Source organism: Azospira sp. APE16 (assembly GCF_047901315.1).
In the GTDB taxonomy this organism is placed as follows: Bacteria; Pseudomonadota; Gammaproteobacteria; order Burkholderiales; family Rhodocyclaceae; genus Azospira; species Azospira oryzae.
On record NZ_CP179682.1, the window covers coordinates 3,417,097 to 3,439,026 of the forward strand.

Genomic DNA, 21,930 nt, shown 5'->3' on the forward strand with positions numbered 1-21,930 from the left:
GCGGCAATAAGGACGGCCCTGCTGGCCGGCGCCCTGCCGGGAGCCGCATTGCTATTGCCGCTCCAGGCAGGGGCCGCAGGCATGCCGACTCTGGACGTGATCGAAGTGAAGGCCGGCGCCCAGGACCTGATCGGCGTCGCCGACGCCGCCAGTGTCGGCACGGTGACGGCGAAGCAGCTGGAGAACCGCCCCCTGCTGCGCCCGGCGGAAGTGCTGGAAACCGTGCCCGGCCTCATCGTCACCCAGCACGCCGGCGACGGCAAAGCCAACCAGTACTTCCTGCGCGGCTTCAACCTGGACCACGGCACCGACTTCTCCGTCGCCATCGACGGCATGCCCATCAACCTGCCGACCCACGCCCACGGCCACGGCTACCTGGACCTCAACTTCCTCATCCCCGAGCTGGTGGAGCGCATCCAGTACAAGAAGGGCCCCTACGCCGCCGAGGATGGCGACTTCTCCTCCGCCGGCAGCGCCCGCATCGACTACCGCCGCGCCCTGCCGGAGGACTACGTCAGCATCGGCCTCGGCAGCAACGGCTACCGCCGCCTGCTCACCGCCGCCGACAAGGAGACCGCCGGCGGCGGCCGCTGGCTGGGCGCCGTGGAGGTGTTCCACAACGACGGTCCCTGGGAAGTGCCGGAGCACTACAAGCGCCTCAACGGCGTGCTGCGCTATTCGGAAGGCACGCGCAACAACGGCCACTCGGTGGCCTTCATGGCCTACGACGGCGACTGGACCTCCACCGACCAGCTGGCGCGACGGGCCGTGGACCAGGGCCTGGTGAACCGCTACGGCAGCCTGGACCCCACCGCCGGCGGCAATACCCGGCGCCTCTCCCTCTCCGGCCAGTGGGCACGGCAGGACGGGGCGGTGCAGACCCGGGCCAACGCCTATCTGGTGGACTACCGGCTCAACCTCTTCTCCAACTTCACCTACGCCATGGACGATCCGGTCAACGGCGACCAGTTCGAGCAGGCCGACCGGCGCCGTTACGGCGGCTTCGGCTGGAGCCGCAGCCAGCCGGTGCAGTGGCTGGGCAAGGAAGGGGACTTCACCTGGGGCGTGCAGGGCCGCCAGGACGATATCGACAACGTGGGCCTGTACCGCACCGCCGCCCGCCAGCGCCTGTCCACCGTGCGCAGCGACAGCGTGAACCAGGGCAGCCTGGGCCTCTACGGCCAGTGGGGCGCCCAGTGGAGCGACTGGCTGCGCAGCGTCGCCGGCCTGCGCCACGACCGCTACCGCTTCAAGGTGGATTCCAGCCTGGCCGCCAATTCCGGCAAGGAAAACGACGGCATCACCAGCCCCAAGCTGTCCCTCATTTTCGGCCCCTTCGCCAACCAGGAGTTCTATTACAACTGGGGCCAGGGCTTCCACAGCAACGACGCCCGCGGCACCACCATCCGCGTCGATCCCTCCAACCCGGGCGACTCCATGTCCCGGGTGCCGGCCCTGGTCAAATCCCGGGGCCAGGAAGTGGGCTGGCGCAGCGCTCCGGCCCCCGGCTGGAATACCAGCGTCGCCCTGTGGCGCCTGGACCTGGATTCGGAACTGCTCTTCGTCGGCGACGCCGGCACCACCGAAGCCGGCCGCCCCAGCCACCGCCAGGGCGTGGAATGGTCCAACTACTGGACGCCCCGGGACTGGCTGACCCTGGATGCGGACATCGCCCTCTCCAAGGCCCGCTTCCGCGACGACGATGCCGCCGGCAAGTACATCCCCGGCGCCGTCGAACGCACCGCCTCGGTCGGTGTCGCCGTGCACGACCTGGGCCCCTGGCGCGGCGGCCTGCGCCTGCGCTACCTGGGCCCCCGGGCCCTGATCGAAGACAACTCGGTGCGTTCCGGCAGCTCGGTGATGGTCAATCTCAACGTGGGCTACAAGCTGGCCGCCAAGAGCCGACTGACCCTGGAAGTGCTCAACCTCTTCAACCGCAAGGCCAGCGACATCGACTACTACTACGAGTCGCGGCTACGCGGCGAAGCGGTGGCCGTGGCCGACGTGCACAGCCACCCGGCAGAACCCCGCATCTGGCGCCTGACCTATACCCAGGGTTTCTAAGCAGAGACCGCGGACCTCTGGCCTCGCTGCCTCGACCCGCCAGAAAACTACGGCGGCCATTTTGGTAACGGGCCGGGTGGCGGCCAAAGCGCCGCCCGCACCATCAGGCTCCCAGATCGGACGAAAGATCATCCTTGGAGCGTAGGGACCATCCTCGGCGGCGGCAGGCGGCGCCGGACACCCACTTCCTGCTGCCAAGTAAGACAAGAGACCGGCTAACGATGAGCGAAAAATCACCGGCTAGCCAGTACTTCACCTATAAGGCCTGGCAATACGCTTAGAAGTCCCCGGTAACACCGATTACTGCATGCTCTTTTGCCGCACAGGAACGACCCAATTTGAAGGAAGCGATACCATCTTCGCCCCTCACTTCTTCCGCCTCTACAACATCAACTTCAGTGATCATTAGTAAGCGGAGCAAATGTCCACTAGGACACAAACTCTCATCTTCAGTGCTACAGATCACATCCAACTCTCCATCAAGTTCTTGGAGTTTTTTAATTAAATCTTGCACTTTCATTGAAGGTCTCCAGAGTACGCACTTCTTCTAAAGCAAAGCCATCTGCAATCACAGATTGCTCGATGGAACATAGAGCTATACCTCGATCCTGATCTACACCCCATGGATAAGTCAGCAGCGAAGAAGCGATTTAGCCGAAGCTTCAGTTCTTGCTCTCTGCTGTATGGCAGATCAGAAGGTGCACTTTGGGGCATAACTAAATACTCCAACTACCGGGCAAAAAACCCCTCACCTACCCCTTCGCCGCATGCCTCACTGCCGCCACCGCCGCCAGGCGGCCTTCGCGGACGAAGGCGTCCACGTTGGCTTCCAGGTCGTCCGGTTCGTACAGGTAGTTGACCATCATGCCGTAGGACTGTTTGAAGCCCTTGGCGGCGGTGTCGGCGAGGAAGTTGAGGCGCTCCACCCGGGCGCCGTTGCCCAGGTGGAAGCGGGCCACCGGGTCGAAGGGCTTGTCGCCGGACTTGCCGGTGAGCAGGTAGCGGGCGGCCAGGCGCACCAGGCCCGGCTCGATGAGCCGCGCCAGACGGGCATCTGCAGCCCATTCGCCCTTGGGCAGCAGGGCCCGCAGGGCATCGGCATCGGGTTCGATGCCGGCCTGCTTGGCGATCTTGGCCAGATCGGGCGCGAAGCAGGCGGCGAACGCTTCCGGGTTGCGGTCGGCCCACAGGCGCAGGGAGGGCAGGGGTGAAAGGGTGGCGAAGGTCTTGAGGCGGGGGAAGTCCCGCTTGAGGTCGTCGATCACCCGCTTCAGCAGGAAGTTGCCGAAGGAGACGCCGCGCAGGCCCACCTGGGTGTTGGAGATGGAATAGAAAATGGCGGTGTCGGCCCGGTGCGGGTCGGCGGTGGGGGCATCCTCGTCCAGCAGGTGCTGCACCGAGTCGGAGAGCTTATTGACCAGGGCCACTTCGACGAAGATGAGGGGCTCCACCGGCATGCGCGGGTGGAAGAAGGCGTAGCAGCGCCGGTCCGAGTCGAGACGGTTTTTCAGGTCCTTCCAGGAACGGATCTCGTGCACCGCTTCGTACTGGATCAGCTTTTCCAGCAGGGCCGCCGGGGCCTGCCAGGTGAGGCGGGAAATTTCCAGGAAGCCGACGTCGAACCAGGAGGTGAGACGGTTCTCCAGCTCCCGGTCCAGGGCCTTCAGTTCCGGGTCCTTGTCGAGAAAGCGCAGCAGGTCGGCCCGCAGGTCCACCAGGAATTTCACGCCCTGGGGAATGGCATTGAACTGGGTCAGGATGCGGATGCGGGAAGAACGCATGGCAGCCCGCAAGGCGGCTTCCGCATCCCACTGGGCGGGGCTGCCGACGGCCTGCTGGTAGGCGCTGTGGGCGGAGGCGACGCGCTTGGGATCGGGGCCGAACTCCAGGGCGATGACACGCAGGAATTCGTGGCGGCCCCCATCGTCCAGACCGAGATAGGTTTCCGCCAATTGGGCGGCCCGGGCCCGGGCGGAGACTTCGCCGCCCAGGCTGGCGGCGCATTCCTTCAGTTGTTCGCGGATGCGGGCCAGCTGTTTGGCTGGCAGGGCGGCAGCGGTTTTGCTGGGGGCGGTGGCCATGGGGCTTCTCCTTGTTCTTCCGGCGGGGGTGTCCCCGATGGTAGAGAAGCCCCGCGGCAAGTCAAGGCTGGCGCCGGGCCCGCAGCAGGATGAAGACGCCGATGGCAACCATGGGCAGGGACAGCCACTGCCCCATGCTGATGGCGTAGCTGTGGCCGAAGATGCCGGCATCGGGCTCGCGGAAGTATTCGGCGATGAAGCGGAAGGCGCCGTAGCCGATGAGGAAGACGCCGGAGACGGCGCCTGTGGGCCGAGGCCTGGCGGAGTAGAGCCACAGCAGGACGAACAGGCACAGCCCTTCCAGCCCGGCCTGGTAGAGCTGGGAGGGATGGCGCGGCTGGCTGTCCACCTGGGGGAAGATCATGGCCCAGGGCAGGCTGGCGTCGGCCACCCGGCCCCACAGTTCGCCGTTGATGAAATTGCCGATGCGCCCGGCGGCAAGACCGAGGGGCACCAGGGGGGCGATGAAGTCGGTGACGGTGAAGAAGGACTTGCCGTGCTTGCGCCCCCACCAGGCCATGGCCACCAGCACGCCGAGGAAGCCGCCGTGGAAGGACATGCCGCCCTTCCACACCGCCAGGATTTCCGCCGGATTGGCGAAGTAGTAGCCCGGCTCGTAGAACAGCACCTGGCCCAGGCGCCCGCCCAGGACCACGCCGAGGACACCCCAGAAAAGCAGGTCGTCGAGCTGTTCCAGACTCCAGCCGCCGTCGGGCCGGCGCCGGATGCGCTGGCGCCCGAGGAAATAGAAGGCGGCGAAAGCCACCAGGTACATGAGACCGTACCAGCGCACGGCCAGGGGGCCGAGGGATACGGCGATGGGATCGAACTGGGGATGGATGAGCATGGAAAGACCGGGAGGCGAGGCGTAAGGCCGCAAGCCTAGCAGTATCGGCTCAAACCTTGAAGCGTTCCGCCGTCTGCCGCATCTCCTGGGCCAGGGCCGCCAGATTGCCGGACAGCTGGGCGGTGTTCTCCGCGCCCCGGTTGTTTTCCTCGCTCATCTGGGCGATCTGCTCCACGTGGCCGGCGATCTGGTTGCTGGCCTCCCCCTGCTCCCGCAGGGCGCCGGAGATGGCATTCACCTCCTGCTCCACCTCCGCCGCTCCGGCGGTGATGCGGGTCACCGCGCCCCCGGCCGTGTCGGCCAGGGTCACACCCTGCTCCACCAGGCCCACGGCCTGCTCCATGCCGGAGGAGGCATGGTCCACGCCGGACTGGATGGCGGCGATCTTGGCGGCGATGTCCTGGGTCGCCAGGGCGGTGCGCTCGGCCAGCTTGCGCACTTCGTCGGCCACCACGGCGAAACCCCGGCCCTGCTCACCGGCCCGGGCGGCTTCGATGGCGGCGTTGAGGGCCAGCAGATTGGTCTGGTCCGCCACCTCCTTGATCACCTGGACGATGCCGGAAATTTCCTGGGAGGCCACGCCCAGTTCCCGGATGGCGGCGGCCGTCTCCTCGATGCGGCGGGCGATGCCGCCCATGGAGTCCACCGCATTGGCGATGACGCCGCCTCCTTCCCGGGAGGCCTGGCCGGAGGCCTGGGCCAGCTCGAAGGCCCGGCTGGCGTTGTCCGCCACCTGGTTGATGCTCACCGTCAGCTGTTCCACCGTGGCCGCCATGGAGGATGCGGCCTCGGACTGGGCGCCGGAGCCGGCGGAAACCTGGCGCGAGGCCTCGGCCAGGCTGTCGGCGGCAGACGCCACCTGGGCAATGCCGGCCAGCATGGATTGCAGGGCGGCGCGCACCGAAGCGGTGAGGTGGTTCACCGACTGGGCCGTTTCGCCGATTTCATCGTGGCCATGGGCATCGAGCTGGCGGGTAAAGTCGGCGCTCTGTTCGATGCCCAGCACTTCCTCGCGGATTTTCTGCAGGGGCCGGACGATGGAACCGTAGAGCCAGAAAGCCAGCACCGCACCGAGGGCCAGGGCCACCAGATTGATGCCGATGATCCACATCTGGCCGACCCGGGAAATGGTGCGGGCCTCCTGCTGGGCCTTTTCGGCGCCCTTCACGGTGTAGTCCACGATGGCGTCGATGGTGGGCCGCAGGGCGCGGATGGCCTTGCGCGAATCGCCCTCGAAATAGGCGATGCTCTCGTCCCGCCGCCCTTCCCGGGCCAGGGCCACCATCCGTTCGTGGGTCGCCAGGTAGGCCTCCAGCTTCTCCCGGTAGGCAGCATAGAGGGCCTTTTCTTCGTCGCCATGGATCAGGGACTGGAATGCCTGGTCAAACTTGCGCAAGGCCTCGAGATTTTGGTTGCCGCGCTTTACCGCGTCGTCGATTTCCGCGCTGTTGCGGGCGATCAGCAGCTGGGTCTCCCGGTTGCGGAAGTCCAGGGACTCGGCATTGATGCCGGAAGCGGCCCGGATGCTGGGCTGCCAGACATCGGAAATCTCGGCCAGGGACTGCTCCAGCCGGTCAAAACGATTCAGGCCGACCACCCCGACCAGGGTGATCAGAACCTGCATGGCGACAAGGGAGAACACCAGTTTTCGGGAAATGCGCATGGCTTTTAACTCCGTCTTTTGCAGCAAAAACCGTGGAACGCCGCCGTTTTCGTCAAGCGGGCGTCCGATCATAACATGCTAGTATTTAGGCCCTGATTTTCAGCCGCCCGGACCGGTTCCGGGCAGCCTACGTTGTCTGGAGACCCGACTATGCCCGCCTATCGTTCCCGCACCTCCACCCACGGCCGCAACATGGCCGGCGCCCGCGCCCTGTGGCGCGCCACCGGCATGAAGGACGGCGATTTCGGCAAGCCCATCATTGCCGTGGTGAACTCCTTCACCCAGTTCGTGCCCGGCCACGTGCACCTGAAGGACCTGGGCCAGCTGGTGGCCCGGGAGATCGAGACGGCCGGCGGCATCGCCAAGGAATTCAACACCATCGCCATCGACGACGGCATCGCCATGGGCCACGACGGCATGCTCTACAGCCTGCCCTCCCGGGACCTGATCGCCGACTCCGTGGAATACATGGTGAACGCCCACTGCGCCGACGCCATGGTGTGCATCTCCAACTGCGACAAGATCACCCCGGGCATGCTGATGGCCGCCATGCGGGTCAATATTCCCACCATCTTCGTCTCCGGCGGCCCCATGGAAGCCGGCAAGGTGAAGTGGGAAGGCAAGACCATCGCCGTCGATCTGATCGACGCCATGATCAAGGCCGGCGACAGCAACTGCTCCGACGCGGAAGTCGAGGAGTTCGAGCGCTCCGCCTGCCCCACCTGCGGCTCCTGTTCCGGCATGTTCACCGCCAACTCCATGAACTGCCTGACCGAAGCCCTGGGCCTGTCCCTGCCCGGCAACGGCACCCTGGTGGCCACCCACGCCGACCGCAAGGGCCTCTTCCTCGAAGCCGGCCGCCGCATCGTGCGTCTGGCCCAGCGCTGGTACGAAGAGAACGACGCCTCCGTGCTGCCCCGCTCCATCGCCAACCAGAAGGCCTTCGAGAACGCCTTCGCCCTGGACGTGGCCATGGGCGGCTCCACCAACACCGTGCTGCACCTGCTGGCCACCGCCCAGGAAGCCGGCGTCACCTTCACCATGGCCGACATCGACGCCATCTCCCGCAAGGTGCCCTGCCTGTGCAAGGTGGCCCCGGCTACCCAGGACTACCACATTGAGGACGTGCACCGGGCCGGTGGCATCATGGCCATCCTGGGCGAACTGTCCCGCGGCGGCCTGATCCACCGCGACACCCCCACCGTGCACTGCCACACCCTGGGCGAAGCCATCGACACCTACGACGTGCAGCGCGCCGGCTCCCAGCGCACCCTGGAATTCTTCCGCGCCGCCCCCGGCGGCATCCCCACCCAGACCGCCTTCAGCCAGGACCGCCGCTACACCGAGCTGGACCAGGACCGCAGCAACGGCTGCATCCGCAACGTGGCCCACGCCTACAGCAAGGAAGGCGGCCTGGCCGTCCTGCACGGCAACATCGCCCTCGACGGCTGCATCGTGAAGACCGCCGGCGTCGATGAATCCATCTGGAAATTCACCGGCAAGGCCAAGGTCTATGAGAGCCAGGATTCCGCCGTCACCGCCATCCTGGGCGGCGAAGTGGTGGCCGGCGACGTGGTAGTGATCCGCTACGAAGGCCCCAAGGGCGGCCCCGGCATGCAGGAAATGCTCTACCCCACCAGCTATCTGAAGAGCCGCGGCCTGGGCAAGGAATGCGCCCTGCTCACCGACGGCCGCTTCTCCGGCGGCACCTCCGGCCTCTCCATCGGCCACGCTTCCCCGGAAGCGGCCGAGGGCGGCGCCATCGGCCTGGTGCGCACCGGCGACACCATCGAGATCGACATCCCCGGCCGCCGCATCCATCTGGCGGTCTCCGATGCGGAGCTGGAAAAGCGCCGCGCCGAGGAAAACGCCAAGGGCGACAAGGCCTGGAAGCCCACGGAAGAACGGGGCCGCGTCGTTTCCAAGGCCCTGCAGGCCTACGCCCTGATGGCCACCTCCGCCGACAAGGGCGCCGTGCGCGACCTGGGCCAGCTGACCAAGTCCAAGTAAGCCCGACCGCAGCGAGGCCACCGGAACCCGGCCCCAGGCACATGCCCGGGGCCGGGTTTTTCTTTGCCGGGCCCAGGCCGGCAAGACGCTCAACACCTTGATTCTTATAATGGATGACTGAACTTTTCGCCCTGTTAGCACTCTACTGACGTGAGTGCTAAACTGTGCACAAGAAGTTCAAGGAGGACCCACCCTATGACCCAAGCTTTGACCCTGTCTCATGGCCTGCCCTCTGCGGTAGGCAACCTGGATGCCTACATCCAGGCGGCTCGGCGCTTCCCGATGCTGAGCGAGGCTGAGGAATTCGCCCTGGCCCGCCGTCTCCGCGAGGAAGACGACGTGGATGCTGCACGTCAATTGGTGCTCTCCCATCTGCGTCTGGTCATCGCCATCGCCCGGGGCTACCTGGGTTACGGCCTGCCCCATGCGGACCTGATCCAGGAAGGCAACATCGGCCTGATGAAGGCGGTGAAGCGCTTCGACCCCAGCCGCGGCGTGCGCCTGGTGTCTTTCGCCATGCACTGGATCAAGGCTGAAATCCACGAATACATCCTGAAGAACTGGCGCCTGGTCAAAGTGGCCACCACCAAGGCCCAGCGCAAGCTGTTCTTCAACCTGCGCAGCCTCAAGGCCAGCAGCGACACCCTGACCCCGGCCGAAGTGGACGAGATCGCCTACAAGCTGGGGGTCAAGGCCGAGGAAGTGGTGGAAATGGAAACCCGCATGGGTGGCCGCGACCTGGCCCTGGACGGCACTCCGGAAGACGAGGACGACAACCGGGTGGCACCCATCGCCTACCTGGCCGACAGCGCCGCCGAGCCGACCCAGGTGCTGGAAGCCCGGGAATACGACCGGCTGCAAAGCGACGGCCTGCAACAGGCCCTGGCCGGCCTGGACGAGCGCAGCCGGCGCATTGTCGAAGCCCGCTGGCTGGACGAGGAAAACCCGGCCACCCTGCACGACCTGGCAGCCGAATTCGGCGTTTCCGCCGAGCGCATCCGCCAGATCGAGGTCAAGGCCCTGCAGAAGATGAAGGGGCTGCTGGCAGCCTGAACGCCCGGCATCCCGCGGCAAGAAGGCCGGTTCCCGTCAGGGGCCGGCCTTTTTCTTTGCCCGATCCTTTGTCCGATCCGGCGCCGGCTCAGTCCTCCCGCAGCAGCCGGCGCAGGTCCGCCACCACGGCGGGCACCTGGGCGTTATCCGGAATGAGGAGCCGCAGCCGTCCCTGGGGATCGTAGACGTAGGCGCCGGCCGTGTGATCCAGGGTGTAGCCCAGGCCGCCGCCCACCTCCTGGCGCACCGCAGTGATGCGGAACTCGGCCACGGTCCGGGCCAGGGTTTCCCGGTCACTCCACAGGCCGAGGAAGGACGGATCGAACCAGGTGACGTACTCGCCCAGGCGGGCCGGGCTGTCCCGCTCCGGATCCAGGGTGACGAACAGCACCTGCAGCCGCTGCCGCTCCTCCCCCAGGGCCTCCCGCACCGCGGCGAAGCGGGCCAGGGCGGTGGGGCAGATATCGGGGCAGGAGGTGTAGCCGAAGAAGAGGATCACCACCCGGCCGCGGAAGTCCGCCAGACGCCGGGGCTGGCCGCCCTGGTCCGCCAGGGCACGCGGGAACTCGGCGGCGAAGGTGGCACCGCTGAGATCGGTATGGTGAAAGGGCTGGGGCGGTGAGCAGGCTGTCAGGCCCCAGCACAGCGCCACCCAGAGGAGGAGGTGCTTCACGGCAGCGCCAGCCGGGCCTCAATGGCCCGGGCCAGGGCTTCCGGCTTGGTCATGGGCCCATAGCGCCCCACCGCCCGGCCCTGCCGGTCCACCAGGAACTTGGTGAAATTCCACTTGATCGCGGCCGTGCCGAGCCAGCCGGGCTGCTCCTGCTTGAGCCAGCGGAAGAGCGGATCGGCCTGGGGACCGTTGACCTCGAGACGGGCGAAGACGGGAAAGCTGACGTCGTAGTTGAGGGAGCAGAAACTGGCGATTTCCTCGGCGCTGCCCGGCTCCTGGGCGCCGAACTGGTTGCAGGGAAAGGCCAGCACCGTCAGGCCCTGCTCCCGGTAGCGCCGGTAAAGGGCCTCCAGGCCCGCGTACTGGGGCGTGAAGCCGCAACGGCTGGCCGTATTGACGATGAGCAGCACCTGCCCCCGGTAATCGGCCAGGGACTGCTGGCTGCCGTCGGCACGGCGGACGGAAAAATCGAAGACGGTCGTCATGGCGCAAACCCCGGTGGAGAAGCCGCCACTTTACCCCAGCCGCTGCATCAGCCCAGGAAGCGGCTCATCCAGAGGGGCATGGTCAGCATGGAGGCCAGGGTGGAGGCGGAGATGAGCCAGGCCACGCTCTGCCCGTCACCCCCCATGCGCATGGCCAGGATGTAGGCCGAGGAGGCCGTGGGCAGGGCGGCGAAAAGGATGGCCACGTGGTAGTAGAGGCCGGACAGCCCCAGCAGGGGACCGGCGAAGATGGCCACCAGGGGCAGCAGCAGGAGCTTTACCCCCAGGATGTAGAAGGAGGCGGAACGCACCTCGGCCTGGCCCCGCAGGCGCAGGGCCGCCCCCACGGCCAGCAGACCCAGGGCGATGGAAGCGTCTCCCAGGCGGGAGAGGAACATCTGCAGGGGCGCCGGCGGCACGAAGCCGGCCAGGTTGAGCAGGAAGCCGGAGGCGGTGGCCCAGATCAGGGGATTGCGGGCCACCTCCCGCAGGGCACCGGCCTCGCCGTGGCGGGCCAGCATCCACACCGCCGACAGGTTGGCCAGGGGCACGGCGGCGCCGACGATGAGGCCCATGGTGGCGATGCCCGGGGTGCCGAAGAGCAGGCCCGCCGCCGCCAGGGCGATGTAGGAATTGAAGCGGAAGCCGCACTGGAACAGGGAGGCCAGCACCAGGGGCTTGAGGCGGAAGCACTTGAGGCCGGCCCAGCTCAGCACCATGCCCGCGCCCATGGAGAGCAGGGCGGTGGCCAGCAGGGGCGCCGCCGCCGCCAGGTCCAGGCGGGTCTTCAGCACCGCATTGACCAGCAGGGCGGGGAAGAGGATGAAATAGACCAGCTTCTCGATGCCGGCCCAGAAATGATCCCCCAGATGCATGTAGCGGCGCAGCAGCAATCCCAGGAGGATCAGGCAGAAATCGGGCAGGAGCAGGAGGGCGGTGGTCATGGCGACATTCTACCGAGGCCGGCGAAAGCACCCCTTGGCCTTTGCCGCATAGTGAATTCGGTCACGCCGAAGGCTGCTGCCGCCGTGGGAGAATGGCGCCAAACAACATTCAGGGAATCGATCATGCGCGACAACGCCATTGTCCAGTTTGGCCCCCAGTACCACGTGGGCATCCCCCAGGTGGACCAGGAGCACCAGCAGCTGTTCGCCATCGTCGCCCGCATCCAGCAGGCCCTGGAGCAGGACGGCGACACGGCCCAGAACGAAGCCCGCCGGGCGGTGGCCGAACTGCTGGAATACACCCGCACCCACTTCGCCAGCGAGGAGGCCCTGATGGAGGCGGCCGCCTACCCGGCCCTGCCGGCCCACCGGGAACTGCACCGGGAACTGCTGCTGCAGGTGGGGGAAATGGAACTGCGGGTGGAAGTGGGCGAGCCTTCGGCCAGCCTGGATCTTTCCCGCTTCCTGGCCAAGTGGCTGATCAACCACATCCAGGTGGCCGACCAGCGCTTTGGCGCCTTTGTCGCAGAACGCAGCTAGGCCCCGGCCTGGCCGCTGTGGCGGCCACCCAGGAAAAAAGGCGCCCGCGGGCGCCTTTTTTGTCGCAGCAGTTCCGGCTTAGAGGCGGTACTGGGCCACCACCTGCTGCATCTCCTGGGCCAGGTGGGCCAGTTCGCCGGCGGTGTCGGAGGTGGATTGGGCCGCGGCGCTGTTCTCCTCGGACATCTGGGCGATCTTCTCCACCTGCTGGGCGATGGCGGTGCTGGCCATGCTCTGCTCCCGGATGGCATCGGAAATGTCGCCCACCATGTCCACCGTCTTGCGCGAACCTTCGCCGATTTCCTGGATCGCCTCGTTGGCCTGCTCGGCCCGGGAGACGCCCTCGTCCACCTTTTCCACCACGGCGTGGATGCCATGGACGGCAGCCTGGGCGCCGGCCTGCATTTCCAGGATGGTGCTGGCGATTTCCTGGGTGGACTGGGTGGTGCGCTCGGCCAGCTTGCGCACTTCGTCGGCCACCACGGCAAAGCCCCGGCCCTGCTCGCCGGCCCGGGCTGCCTCGATGGCGGCGTTGAGGGCCAGCAGGTTGGTCTGGTCGGCCACTTCCTTGATCACTGCCACCACGTTGTTGATGCGCTCGCTCTGCTGTTCCAGGCGGGCGATCTGCTCGGAGGCGTTGCGCACCGTTTCGGCAATGCCGTTGATGCCCTGCACCGTATCGCCGATGATGCCCTCGCCCTTGTGCGCCAGTGCGCCGGAAGCGGAGGAAAGCTGGTTGGCCTCGCCGGCCCGGTCGGCCACATGGGTGATGCTGACGGTCATCTCCTCCACCGTGGCGGCCATGCTGGAAGCGGCTTCGCTCTGGTGGCCGGAGGCGATGGACATCTGGTGGGAAGCGGTGGCCACCCGGTTGGCGGCATTGTTCACCGCATCGGTATGGCTGCTGATTTCCCGGAAGCTGGCCTGCAGACGGTCCAGCAGGCGGTTGAAGGCGGTGGAGGCCTGGGCCACTTCATCGGTGCCGCGGACCTCCAGGCGGCCGGTGAAATCCAGCTCCTTCTCGATGCGGGAGAACATGGAGACCATGTTGCCGAGGGAGCTGTCCACGTGGCGGTAGACCATGAAACCGAGCCCGGCGACGCCGGCGGTACACAGCAGGATCACCACGATGGATACCACCTTGCCGCTGCTGTAGGCCTCGCCGGCCTTGCGCACTTCCTCTTCGGCCAGATGCTCGTTGTACTTGCTGTGGGCTTCGACGTTCTCTGCCAGGCGCTTGGACACCTCGCCGGCCTGGCCCATACCGTTCTTGGCTTTTTCCCCATGTCCGGCCTTGGTATCGGCGATGGCCGGGTCGATCAGGGCGTAGTACTCCTTCACCAGGGCCTTGCTGGTTTCCAGGTACTGGCGATCCTTGTCGTCGCTGATCAGCTTCTCGTAATCCTGCAGGGCCTGGAGCAGATCCTTCTTGGCGCCTTCGATGCGCTGTTCCACCGCCGGCCGCTGCTCTTCCGTGCTGAGGAGAAACACCAGCATCTGGGTGCGCAGGCGCAGGAAATTGGATTCCATGCTGGCCACCTTGCGGATGCTGGGGATGGAGTTCTCGTGGGCATACTCCAGGTTGGCATTGATGGCCCCCATCTCTTTCAGGCCGAAACCGCCGACCACGATGAGGCCGGCCACCGCCAGCAGGATGAGGAGGGCGAGGCGTTTGGCGATCGTCATTTTTATCCCTTTTCCAATCAAACCATGCAATATGGCTATAACTTATCGCATATTACCTGCGATGAGGATAGGGATTATGTCCGCTTTTTGCCTGACCGCACCCTGACATTTCCTGTCATGCCGCCATCTCCTCAAACCACCCCCAGGTTCTGCAGGCGCTGCCATTCCTCCGCCGTCACCCCGAACTCGGCCAGGATGGCCTGGCCATGCTCCCCGGGCGCCGGTGCCGGCCGCACCGGCTCGGCCGGCATGTCGGAGAGGCGCACCGGCGGCCCGTACTGGGTGATGCCGTCAGCCTGGAAGCCCATGCCCCGGGCCTGGAAGTGGGGATGGGCCAGGGCCTCGGCCACGGTCAGCACCGGCGTGACGCAGCAATCGACCCGGGCGAACTTTTCCGTCCAGTAGGACTGGGGCTGGCTGACGAAAAGGGTCTCCAACTCTGCCCGCATGGCCCTGGCCTCGGCTCCGCTGGCGCCATGGCGGGCCTTCCACCGGGGCTTGCCGAGGGTGTCGCAGAAGAGGTCCCAGAACTTGCGCTCCAGGGGCGCCACCGCCATGTAGCGGCCATCCGCCGTGGCGTAGACGCCGTAGCCCGCATCGCCGCCGCTGAGCATGTCCCGGCCCCGCTCCGCAACGCCCGCCCCACCTTGCAGGGCGAACAGGGGAAAGAGGTTGTGGGCCAGGGCCGCGTCGCTCATGGAGACGTCCACGAAACGCCCCTGGCCGCTGCGCCGGGCATCGAAGAGGGCCGCCAGGGTACCCATCACGGCACTCATGGCGCCGCCCAGCAGATCGCCGATCTGCAGGTTGGGAATGGCCGGCTGGCCACCATCCACGCCGATCTGGTCGAGGATGCCGGCGTAGCCGATATAGTTGAGGTCATGGCCCGCCGCCAGGGCCAGGGGACCGCTCTGGCCGTAGCCCGTGATGGCGCAGAACACCAGGCGCGGATTGAGGCTGCGCAGGGCCTCGTAGCCCACGCCCAGCTTGTCCATGACGCCGGGGCGGAAGCTCTCGATGACCACATCGGCCTCCGCCGCCAGGCGCCGGAACAGGGCAGCCCCTTCGGGATTTTTCAGGTCCAGGCGCAGGCCCCGCTTGTTGCGGTTCACGGCCCGGTAGAAGACGCTGACCCCCTCGGGGCCGTCGCCCATGGTGCGGGCGTAATCGCCGGCGCCGTGGTCTTCGATCTTGATCACGTCGGCCCCCAGGTCGGCCAGATGCAGAGTGGCCACCGGGCCGGGCAGGAGGCGGGTCAGGTCGAGGATGCGGACACCTTGCAGGGGCTTGCTGGCCATGTTTGCTCGCTGGGATTGAAGACAATAAAACGGGGTGGCGCCGGTCGGACGCCACCCCGTCGTTTTCCCGTGGGGTCGGGGTGGGTTTGTATTTATTCGTAGGTGCGGATGTCCTCGATGACCTTGCCGTCGTTGGGCAGGTCGCCGGGACTGACGAATCTGACTTCACCGCGCAGCTTGGTGACGTCCCGGATGCTGGCGACCACCGCGTCGCCGAGCACGTCGTCGCCGCGCCCGCTCTCGCAGTGCAGGACCATGCGGTCCTGGCCGAGGGCATTGTCCACCACCAGGCGGGCCTTGCCGATTTCCGGATGGCGCTTGACCACCGCCGCCACCTGGTGCGGATGGACGAACATGCCTTTGACCTTGGTGGTCTGGTCGGCCCGTCCCAGCCAGCCCTTGATGCGCACGTTGGTGCGGCCGCAGGGGGAGATGCCGGGCAGCACGGCGGAGAGGTCGCCGGTAGCAAAGCGAAGCAGGGGATAGTCCAGGTTGAAGGTGGTGATGAGCACCTCCCCCACCTCGCCGTCGGCCACCGGATCGCCGGTACCGGGACGGACGATTTCCATCAGCACATCCTCGTCCAGGGTCAGCCCCTGCTGGGCTTCGGATTCGTAGGCGATCATGCCCAGGTCCGCCGTGGCGTAGCACTGGCGCACCGTGATGCCCCGGGCGTTGAGAGCCTGGCGCAGGGAAGGCGGCAGGGCCTCGCCGGAGACCAGGGCCTTGGTCAGGGACGTGGCATCGGCCTTCAGCTCGTCCGCCTTCTCCAGGATGATCTTGAGGAAGGAGGGCGTGCCGACGTAGGCCGCCGGCTTCAGGTCGTTGATGGCCTGCACCTGCATCTCGGTCTGGCCGATGCCGGCAGGGAACACCGGGCAGCCCAGTTTGTGGGCAGCCCCTTCCAGCATGAAGCCGGCCGGGGTGAAGTGGTAGGAGAAGGTGTTGTGGATCAGCTCTCCGGCGCGGAAGCCGGCGCCGTGCAGGGCCCGGGCGAAACGCCACCAGTCCTGGCCCCGCCCTTCCGGATCGTAGATGGGGCCGGGGGAGGCATAGACCCGGGAGAGCCCGGAGAGAGGCGTCGCATTGATGCCGCCGAAGGGCGCCTGCTCCCGCTGCAGATGCACCAGGTCGCTCTTGCGCGTCACCGGCAGGCGGGCCAGGGCGGCACGGTTGTGGATGTCGTTGGGATTGACCTCCGCCAGCAGCCGCGCAAAGTACGGCGAATGCAGCTTGGCGTGGGCCACCTGCCGCGGCAGCCGCTCCATCAGTGACCGCTCCCGTTCCTCAGGATCGCGGGTTTCCAGGGAGTCGTAGTATTTCATCTGGCGTTCCTTAATCGACGCTCATCAATTCTGTTTTTGTTCCGACGCGAGACAGGTCCTGAGACGGCCAAGTAGCGCTGCAAGACTAGGCGCGCATCCGCGCCGTGTGCACCGGGCACACAAGCGGATAAGCAACGACGTATTGCAGCGCGCACGGCCTTCTCACGAGAGCCAGCGTTTGCGGCGGCGGTAGTGCTTGACGTCCTTGAAGCTCTTGCGCCCCGCCGACGACAGCCCCAGGTAGAACTCCTTCACGTCCTCGTTGGAGGCCAGTTCCTTGGCGTCCCCTTCCATCACCACCCGGCCGTTTTCCAGGATGTAGCCCAGGTCGGCGTAGCGCAGGGCCACCATGGTGTTCTGCTCGGCCAGGAGGAAACTGACGTTCTCCCGGGAGTTGAGGTCCTTCACGATCTCGAAGATTTCCTCGACGATCTGGGGCGCCAGGCCCATGGAGGGCTCGTCCAGCAGGATCATTTCCGGCTTGGCCATGAGGGCGCGGCCGATGGCGCACATCTGCTGTTCGCCGCCGGAGGTGTAGCCGGCCTGGGAAGTGCGCCGGGTCTTCAGGCGCGGGAAGTAGTGGTACACCATCTCCAGGTTCTGCTTCAGCTCGGCCCGGGAGTTGCCCCGGGTGTAGGCACCGGTGAGCAGATTTTCCTCGATGGAGAGGTGGGCGAAGCAGTGGCGTCCTTCCATGACCTGGATGACACCCCGCTTGACGAGTTCGTTGGGGGTCAGCTGATCCACCCGGGTGCCCTTGAACTCCACGCTGCCCTTGGTGACGTCGCCCCGTTCGGCGTGCAGCAGGTTGGAGATGGCTTTCAGGGTGGTGCTCTTGCCGGCGCCGTTGGCGCCCAGCAGGGCCACGATCTTGCCCTTGGGCACCGTCAGGGAGACGCCCTTCAGCACCAGGATCACGTGGTCGTAGATGACCTCGATGTTGTTGATGCTGAGGTAGTTCTCCGGGGCGGCCGGGGTGGCTTGAGTGGTCGTGTTCATAGGCTTAGATTCCCTTCTCTTGGGGCGGGGGGACGGGGCCTGCCGGCCCCGTCCCGGGCTCAGGTCGCTAGGGCGCCTCAGCCTTCCTTGCTGCAGTCACGCGGGGTGATGCCCTTTTCCTTGGCGTACTTGCCGGCGGATTCCTCGATCATGGGACGGACCATGTCCTTATCCGCATCGACCCAGTCGGAAACCACCTTCCAGGCCTTGCCGTCCCACTGCTGGAACTTCACCTTGCCGGAACCTTCGTGGTCGGCGCAGGTGATGGCCAGATCAGGCATAAAGCCTTCGGCTCCCAGTTCCTTGAGGCGCTTGGCATCGATGTGCAGATGCTCGAAGCCCCAGCGGGCCTGCTCGGCGGTAAGGGGCTTGCCCTTGCCGAACTTCTCCTGGGCGACGCGGATGGCTTCCACGGTGATGATGCCGTGCACCACGCCCCGGTTGTAATAGACGGAGCCGACCCGGGACTTGTCTTCCATGTTGCCCTTGTTCTTCTTGTAGACGTTGTCCTGGATCGCCTTCACCACCGGGTAGTTGGTGCCGGCCACGTTGAAGCCGGCGGCGGTGAAGCCCTTGGCGGCATCGCCGGCGGGCACGGTGTCTTCCTCGGCACCGGACCACCACACGCCCACCATCTTCTCCCGCGGGAAGCCGGTCTTGGCGGCGGCCTTGAGGGCGGTCGGGTTCATCACGCCCCAGCCCCACAGGATCACCCAGTCGGGACGCTCCTGGCGGATGGTCAGCCACTGGGACTGCTGCTCGTTGCCGGGGTGGGCCACGGGGATGGTCTTCAGGTTGAAGCCGTGCTTGGCGGCCTGCTTTTCCAGCACCGGGATGCCTTCCTTGCCGAAGGCGGAGTCATGGTAGAGATAGACGATCTTCTTGCCCTTGAGCTTGTCCAGACCGCCTTCCTTCTGGCCAATGTACTTGACCATGCCGGTGGCCTGGGACCAGTAGGTGGTGATCATGGGGAAGACCCAGGGGAAGACCCGGCCGTCAGCCGCGTCGGTACGGCCGTAGCCGATGGTCACCATGGGAATCTTGTCCTGGGCCACCTTGTCCAGCACCGAGTAGGTGATGCCGGTGGACAGGGGCTGGAAGGTGGTGTTGCCGGTGGCGCCCTTCTTCTTCAGCCGCTCGTAGCACTCCACGCCGCGGGCGTTGTTGTACTCGGTCTCACATTCTTCCCAGGTCAGCTTGACGCCGTTGATTCCGCCGTCCCGCTCGTTGACCAGGGTCATGTAGTCGATCCAGCCGCCGTAGATACCGGAGCCGCCGGCCGCATAGGGGCCGACCCGGTAGGAAGGCAGGCCGATGAACTGTTCCTTGGCCTGGGCCAGGACGGAACCGGAAACCGCTGCGGAGGCTACCGCGGCAGCGAACAGGGCGATGGTTTTCACTTTCATTGTCTTGTCTCCTCTACTGATTATGTGGGTGCTGCTTTAACTTCCAATGCCTGGGTTAGTGGGGGAAAGGCCACAGACGCAGCTTTTCCTTGCCGATCTGCCACAGTCTCGCCAGGCCGTGGGGCTCGACGATGAGGAAGAAGATGATGAGCCCGCCGAAAACCATCAGCTGCAGGTTGGAGCTGATGCTGGGGGGCAGGAGGCCGGTGAGGAAATCCTGGATCAGCACGTCCAGGAAAATCGGCAGCAGCACGATGAAGGCCGCGCCGAGGAAGGAGCCCATGATGGAGCCCACCCCGCCGATGATGATCATGAACAGGATCTTGAAGGACAGGTCCAGGTTGAAGCCCTCCGGCTCCACCGTGCCCAGGTAGGCATAGGCGTAGAGGGCGCCGGCGACACCGCAGTAGAAGGAGCTGATGGCGAAGGCCAGAAGCTTGGTGTGCATGATGCGGATGCCGATCACCTCGGCCGCCACGTCCATGTCCCGCACCGCCATCCAGGCACGGCCGACGGAGCTGCGCACCATGTTCTTGGCCGCCAGTGCCATCACCGCCACGATGGTCAGCACCAGCAGGTAGAGGGAAATGGGCGTGTCGAAGCGGTAGCCGAAAATCTGGATCTCCTGGGCGGTGATGACGCCGGAGGAGGAATCCATGGAGAACCAGCCGAACTTGGTCAGGGCCCAGACGATGAAGAACTGGGCCGCCAGGGTCGCTACTGCCAGGTAGAAGCCCTTGATGCGCAGGGACGGCAGGCCGAAGAGAATGCCCACGGCTGCCGCCGAGAGGCCGCCGCCGACGAAGGCCAGCAGCACCGGCATGCCCTCGATGCGGCCCATGAAGTTGTAGGCGGCGAAGGCCCCCACCGCCATGAAGGCGGCGGAGCCCAGGGACAGCTGGCCGGCGTAGCCGGTGAGGATGTTGAGGCCCAGGGCCGCCAGGGAAAAGATGAGGAAGGGGATCAGGATGGCCTTGATCCAGTATTCGCTCGCCACCATGGGCACCACCAGGGCCGCCACCACCAGGATCAGGCCGATGGCGATACGGTCCTGGCGGATGGGAAAGATCTGCTGGTCGGCAGCGTAGCTGGTCTTGAATTGTCCGGCTTCACGGTAAAGCATGGTTTTGTCCTCTCCTTAAACCCGGTCGATGTGCTTCTCGCCGAACAGGCCTTCGGGCCGGATCAGCAGGAAGGCGAGGGCCATCACATAGGGGAACCAGGAGTCGATGCCGCCGCCCACATAGCCCCCCAGATACACTTCCGCCAGCTTCTCGGTGGAACCGATGATGAGGCCGCCGACGATGGCGCCGGGGACCGAGGTGAAGCCGCCGAGAATCAATACCGGCAAGGCTTTCAGGGCGGTGAAGGTGAGCGCGAACTGGACCCCGTTGCGGGCGCCCCAGAGCAGGCCCGCCACCAGGGCGACGAAGCCGGCCACGGCCCAGACGATGCGCCAGATGTTCTGCAGCGGGATGCCGATGGAGAGGGCCGCCTGGTGGTCGTCCGCCACGGCCCGCAGGGCGCGGCCCACCCGGGTGTATTGGAAGAACAGGGCCAGCAGGGTGACCAGGGCCGCGGCAACGCCGGCGGCGAAGAGGTCGAAGCTGGAAACCAGGATGCCCGCCTTGTCCATGATCCACTCGATGGGCTCGTCCTGGATGCCCAGGTCCAGGCCGCGCACGGTGGAGCCCCAGATGCCCTGGGCCAGGCCTTCGACGAAGAAGGTGAGGCCGATGGTGGCCATGAACAGGGTGATGTGGGGCTGGTTCACCAGGGGCCGCAGGACGATGCGCTCGGTGGCGATGCCCAGCAGCACCATGGCGCCGAAGGCCAGGATCAGGGCCAGCCAGAAGGGCGCCCCCATTTCCTGGAAGCCGACGAAAGTCAGGGCGGCGAAGAAGACCATGGCGCCCTGGGCGAAATTGAAGACGCCGGATGCCTTGTAGATCATGACGAAGCCCAGGGCCACGAAGGAGTACATCACCCCCGAGAGCAGGCCGCCGATCAGCACTTCGAAAAAGAATTGCATGTTCCGTTCCTCCTTTTAGTGGGCCACGCCCAGGTAGGCGGAAATCACCTCCTGGTTGTTGCGCACATCGTCAGGCGTGCCGTCGCCGATCTTCTTGCCGTAATCCAGGACCACCACCCGGTCGGAGATGTCCATCACCACGCCCATGTCGTGCTCGATGAGGACGATGGTGGTGCCGAACTGGTCGTTCACATCCAGGATGAAGCGGCACATGTCCTGTTTCTCTTCCACGTTCATGCCGGCCATGGGCTCGTCCAGCAGCAGCAGGGAAGGCTCGGCGGCCAGGGCCCGGCCCAGCTCCACCCGCTTCTGCAGGCCGTAGGGCAGGCGCCCCACCGGGGTCTTGCGGATGTACTGGATTTCCAGGAAGTCGATGACCTCCTCCACCTTCTCCCGGTGGGCCAGCTCTTCCTTCTGGGCCCGGCCCAGGTACAGGGCCTGCTCCAGAAAGCCGCACTTCATCTTGGTGATGCGCCCGGTCATGATGTTGTCGAGCACGCTCATGCCCTTGAACAGGGCGATGTTCTGGAAGGTGCGGGCGATGCCCTGGGTGGCCGCCATGTGGGGCTCCATCTTCTTGCGCTCTTCGCCGTGGAAGACGATGCGGCCTTCCTGGGGGTGGTACACCCCGTTGATGACGTTGAGCATGGAGCTCTTGCCGGCGCCGTTGGGGCCGATGATGGCGCGGATCTCGTGTTCCTTCACGTTGAAGGAAATGTCGGTGAGGGCCTTCACCCCGCCGAAGCGCAGGGAGATGTTCTGCAGGTCGAGGATCACCTCGCCGACCCGGCGCCCATTCTGGTTTTGTTCGCTCATGAAACGCT

At 65.9% G+C, this 21,930-nt stretch carries 19 protein-coding genes; 4 read left to right on the forward strand and 15 right to left on the reverse strand.

Annotated elements, in window-relative coordinates; all coding sequences use genetic code 11:
• Positions 1–81 precede the first annotated feature (81 nt).
• A complete protein-coding gene (locus ACLSSQ_RS16285; RefSeq protein ID WP_416243256.1) occupies positions 82–2,064 on the forward strand; it encodes a TonB-dependent receptor in 1,983 nt (660 codons plus the stop codon).
• Positions 2,065–2,341: 277 nt separating this feature from the next.
• On the opposite strand, the gene ACLSSQ_RS16290 is transcribed toward ACLSSQ_RS16285, so the two are convergent.
• From ACLSSQ_RS16290 to ACLSSQ_RS16305, 4 genes are all read right to left on the reverse strand, one after another.
• The gene (locus ACLSSQ_RS16290; protein WP_416243257.1) at positions 2,342–2,584 is read right to left on the reverse strand and encodes a hypothetical protein; all 243 of its coding nucleotides are present in this window, start codon (positions 2,582–2,584) and stop codon (positions 2,342–2,344) included.
• Positions 2,585–2,816: 232 nt separating this feature from the next.
• The gene (locus ACLSSQ_RS16295; RefSeq protein WP_416243258.1) at positions 2,817–4,145 is read right to left on the reverse strand and encodes a malonyl-CoA decarboxylase; all 1,329 of its coding nucleotides are present in this window, start codon (positions 4,143–4,145) and stop codon (positions 2,817–2,819) included.
• A 61-nt stretch (positions 4,146–4,206) separates the two neighbouring features.
• Positions 4,207–4,992, reverse strand: coding sequence for a prolipoprotein diacylglyceryl transferase (gene lgt, locus ACLSSQ_RS16300; RefSeq protein ID WP_014236227.1), 786 nt, complete (start codon positions 4,990–4,992; stop codon positions 4,207–4,209).
• A 49-nt stretch (positions 4,993–5,041) separates the two neighbouring features.
• Positions 5,042–6,655 (reverse strand): methyl-accepting chemotaxis protein, encoded by a 1,614-nt coding sequence (locus ACLSSQ_RS16305; RefSeq protein ID WP_014236226.1) that lies wholly within the window; start codon positions 6,653–6,655, stop codon positions 5,042–5,044.
• Positions 6,656–6,805: 150 nt separating this feature from the next.
• Between ACLSSQ_RS16305 and ilvD the strand changes: the two genes are divergently transcribed.
• Both ilvD and rpoH read left to right on the forward strand, forming a co-directional pair.
• Positions 6,806–8,665 (forward strand): dihydroxy-acid dehydratase, encoded by a 1,860-nt coding sequence (ilvD, locus tag ACLSSQ_RS16310; RefSeq protein ID WP_416243259.1) that lies wholly within the window; start codon positions 6,806–6,808, stop codon positions 8,663–8,665.
• 195 nt (positions 8,666–8,860) lie between these two features.
• Entirely contained in the window at positions 8,861–9,718 is an 858-nt protein-coding gene (rpoH, locus tag ACLSSQ_RS16315; protein WP_416243260.1) for an RNA polymerase sigma factor RpoH, read from the forward strand.
• An 88-nt stretch (positions 9,719–9,806) separates the two neighbouring features.
• On the opposite strand, the gene ACLSSQ_RS16320 is transcribed toward rpoH, so the two are convergent.
• The 3 genes from ACLSSQ_RS16320 to ACLSSQ_RS16330 are packed head-to-tail and all read right to left on the reverse strand — an operon-like array spanning position 9,807 to position 11,820.
• Entirely contained in the window at positions 9,807–10,391 is a 585-nt protein-coding gene (locus ACLSSQ_RS16320; RefSeq protein WP_416243261.1) for an SCO family protein, read from the reverse strand.
• Complete coding sequence (locus ACLSSQ_RS16325) at positions 10,388–10,876, reverse strand: glutathione peroxidase (protein WP_152090006.1); 489 nt, start codon at positions 10,874–10,876, stop codon at positions 10,388–10,390. The genes ACLSSQ_RS16320 and ACLSSQ_RS16325 overlap by 4 nt, the downstream gene beginning before the upstream one ends.
• A gap of 47 nt (positions 10,877–10,923) precedes the next feature.
• Positions 10,924–11,820, reverse strand: coding sequence for an AEC family transporter (locus ACLSSQ_RS16330; RefSeq protein ID WP_205231273.1), 897 nt, complete (start codon positions 11,818–11,820; stop codon positions 10,924–10,926).
• A 123-nt stretch (positions 11,821–11,943) separates the two neighbouring features.
• On the opposite strand from ACLSSQ_RS16330, the gene ACLSSQ_RS16335 reads away from it, so the two are divergent.
• Positions 11,944–12,360, forward strand: a complete 417-nt coding sequence (locus ACLSSQ_RS16335) for a bacteriohemerythrin (RefSeq protein ID WP_014236220.1) — start codon at positions 11,944–11,946, stop codon at positions 12,358–12,360.
• A 78-nt stretch (positions 12,361–12,438) separates the two neighbouring features.
• Here ACLSSQ_RS16335 and ACLSSQ_RS16340 read toward each other — a convergent pair whose 3' ends face one another.
• The 8 genes from ACLSSQ_RS16340 to ACLSSQ_RS16375 form a co-directional block, all read right to left on the reverse strand.
• Complete coding sequence (locus tag ACLSSQ_RS16340; RefSeq protein ID WP_416243262.1) at positions 12,439–14,046, reverse strand: methyl-accepting chemotaxis protein; 1,608 nt, start codon at positions 14,044–14,046, stop codon at positions 12,439–12,441.
• Positions 14,047–14,177: 131 nt separating this feature from the next.
• Entirely contained in the window at positions 14,178–15,344 is a 1,167-nt protein-coding gene (locus ACLSSQ_RS16345; protein WP_416243263.1) for a CaiB/BaiF CoA transferase family protein, read from the reverse strand.
• A 92-nt stretch (positions 15,345–15,436) separates the two neighbouring features.
• Positions 15,437–16,669, reverse strand: coding sequence for a phenylacetate--CoA ligase family protein (locus tag ACLSSQ_RS16350; RefSeq protein ID WP_014236217.1), 1,233 nt, complete (start codon positions 16,667–16,669; stop codon positions 15,437–15,439).
• A 162-nt stretch (positions 16,670–16,831) separates the two neighbouring features.
• Positions 16,832–17,668, reverse strand: coding sequence for an ABC transporter ATP-binding protein (locus ACLSSQ_RS16355; protein ID WP_014236216.1), 837 nt, complete (start codon positions 17,666–17,668; stop codon positions 16,832–16,834).
• Between the two features lie 77 nt (positions 17,669–17,745).
• A complete protein-coding gene (locus tag ACLSSQ_RS16360) occupies positions 17,746–19,074 on the reverse strand; it encodes an ABC transporter substrate-binding protein (RefSeq protein ID WP_130459445.1) in 1,329 nt (442 codons plus the stop codon).
• A 55-nt stretch (positions 19,075–19,129) separates the two neighbouring features.
• Positions 19,130–20,197: a branched-chain amino acid ABC transporter permease gene (locus tag ACLSSQ_RS16365; protein WP_416243264.1), complete on the reverse strand. Its 1,068-nt coding sequence runs from the start codon at positions 20,195–20,197 to the stop codon at positions 19,130–19,132.
• 15 nt (positions 20,198–20,212) lie between these two features.
• Positions 20,213–21,106, reverse strand: coding sequence for a branched-chain amino acid ABC transporter permease (locus ACLSSQ_RS16370; protein WP_014236213.1), 894 nt, complete (start codon positions 21,104–21,106; stop codon positions 20,213–20,215).
• A 15-nt stretch (positions 21,107–21,121) separates the two neighbouring features.
• A complete protein-coding gene (locus ACLSSQ_RS16375) occupies positions 21,122–21,922 on the reverse strand; it encodes an ABC transporter ATP-binding protein (RefSeq protein ID WP_416243265.1) in 801 nt (266 codons plus the stop codon).
• Positions 21,923–21,930 lie beyond the last annotated feature (8 nt).

Excerpts from the sequence above, each read along its gene's own strand:
- ACLSSQ_RS16285 (WP_416243256.1), top strand. The coding sequence starts at position 82 with ATGCCGACTCTGGACGTGATCGAAGTGAAGGCCGGCGCCCAGGACCTG.
- ACLSSQ_RS16290 (WP_416243257.1), bottom strand. The coding sequence starts at position 2,584 with ATGAAAGTGCAAGATTTAATTAAAAAACTCCAAGAACTTGATGGAGAG.
- ACLSSQ_RS16295 (WP_416243258.1), bottom strand. The coding sequence starts at position 4,145 with ATGGCCACCGCCCCCAGCAAAACCGCTGCCGCCCTGCCAGCCAAACAG.
- lgt (WP_014236227.1), bottom strand. The coding sequence starts at position 4,992 with ATGCTCATCCATCCCCAGTTCGATCCCATCGCCGTATCCCTCGGCCCC.
- ACLSSQ_RS16305 (WP_014236226.1), bottom strand. The coding sequence starts at position 6,655 with ATGCGCATTTCCCGAAAACTGGTGTTCTCCCTTGTCGCCATGCAGGTT.
- ilvD (WP_416243259.1), top strand. The coding sequence starts at position 6,806 with ATGCCCGCCTATCGTTCCCGCACCTCCACCCACGGCCGCAACATGGCC.
- rpoH (WP_416243260.1), top strand. The coding sequence starts at position 8,861 with ATGACCCAAGCTTTGACCCTGTCTCATGGCCTGCCCTCTGCGGTAGGC.
- ACLSSQ_RS16325 (WP_152090006.1), bottom strand. The coding sequence starts at position 10,876 with ATGACGACCGTCTTCGATTTTTCCGTCCGCCGTGCCGACGGCAGCCAG.
- ACLSSQ_RS16330 (WP_205231273.1), bottom strand. The coding sequence starts at position 11,820 with ATGACCACCGCCCTCCTGCTCCTGCCCGATTTCTGCCTGATCCTCCTG.
- ACLSSQ_RS16335 (WP_014236220.1), top strand. The coding sequence starts at position 11,944 with ATGCGCGACAACGCCATTGTCCAGTTTGGCCCCCAGTACCACGTGGGC.
- ACLSSQ_RS16340 (WP_416243262.1), bottom strand. The coding sequence starts at position 14,046 with ATGACGATCGCCAAACGCCTCGCCCTCCTCATCCTGCTGGCGGTGGCC.
- ACLSSQ_RS16345 (WP_416243263.1), bottom strand. The coding sequence starts at position 15,344 with ATGGCCAGCAAGCCCCTGCAAGGTGTCCGCATCCTCGACCTGACCCGC.
- ACLSSQ_RS16350 (WP_014236217.1), bottom strand. The coding sequence starts at position 16,669 with ATGAAATACTACGACTCCCTGGAAACCCGCGATCCTGAGGAACGGGAG.
- ACLSSQ_RS16355 (WP_014236216.1), bottom strand. The coding sequence starts at position 17,668 with ATGAACACGACCACTCAAGCCACCCCGGCCGCCCCGGAGAACTACCTC.
- ACLSSQ_RS16360 (WP_130459445.1), bottom strand. The coding sequence starts at position 19,074 with ATGAAAGTGAAAACCATCGCCCTGTTCGCTGCCGCGGTAGCCTCCGCA.
- ACLSSQ_RS16365 (WP_416243264.1), bottom strand. The coding sequence starts at position 20,197 with ATGCTTTACCGTGAAGCCGGACAATTCAAGACCAGCTACGCTGCCGAC.
- ACLSSQ_RS16370 (WP_014236213.1), bottom strand. The coding sequence starts at position 21,106 with ATGCAATTCTTTTTCGAAGTGCTGATCGGCGGCCTGCTCTCGGGGGTG.
- ACLSSQ_RS16375 (WP_416243265.1), bottom strand. The coding sequence starts at position 21,922 with ATGAGCGAACAAAACCAGAATGGGCGCCGGGTCGGCGAGGTGATCCTC.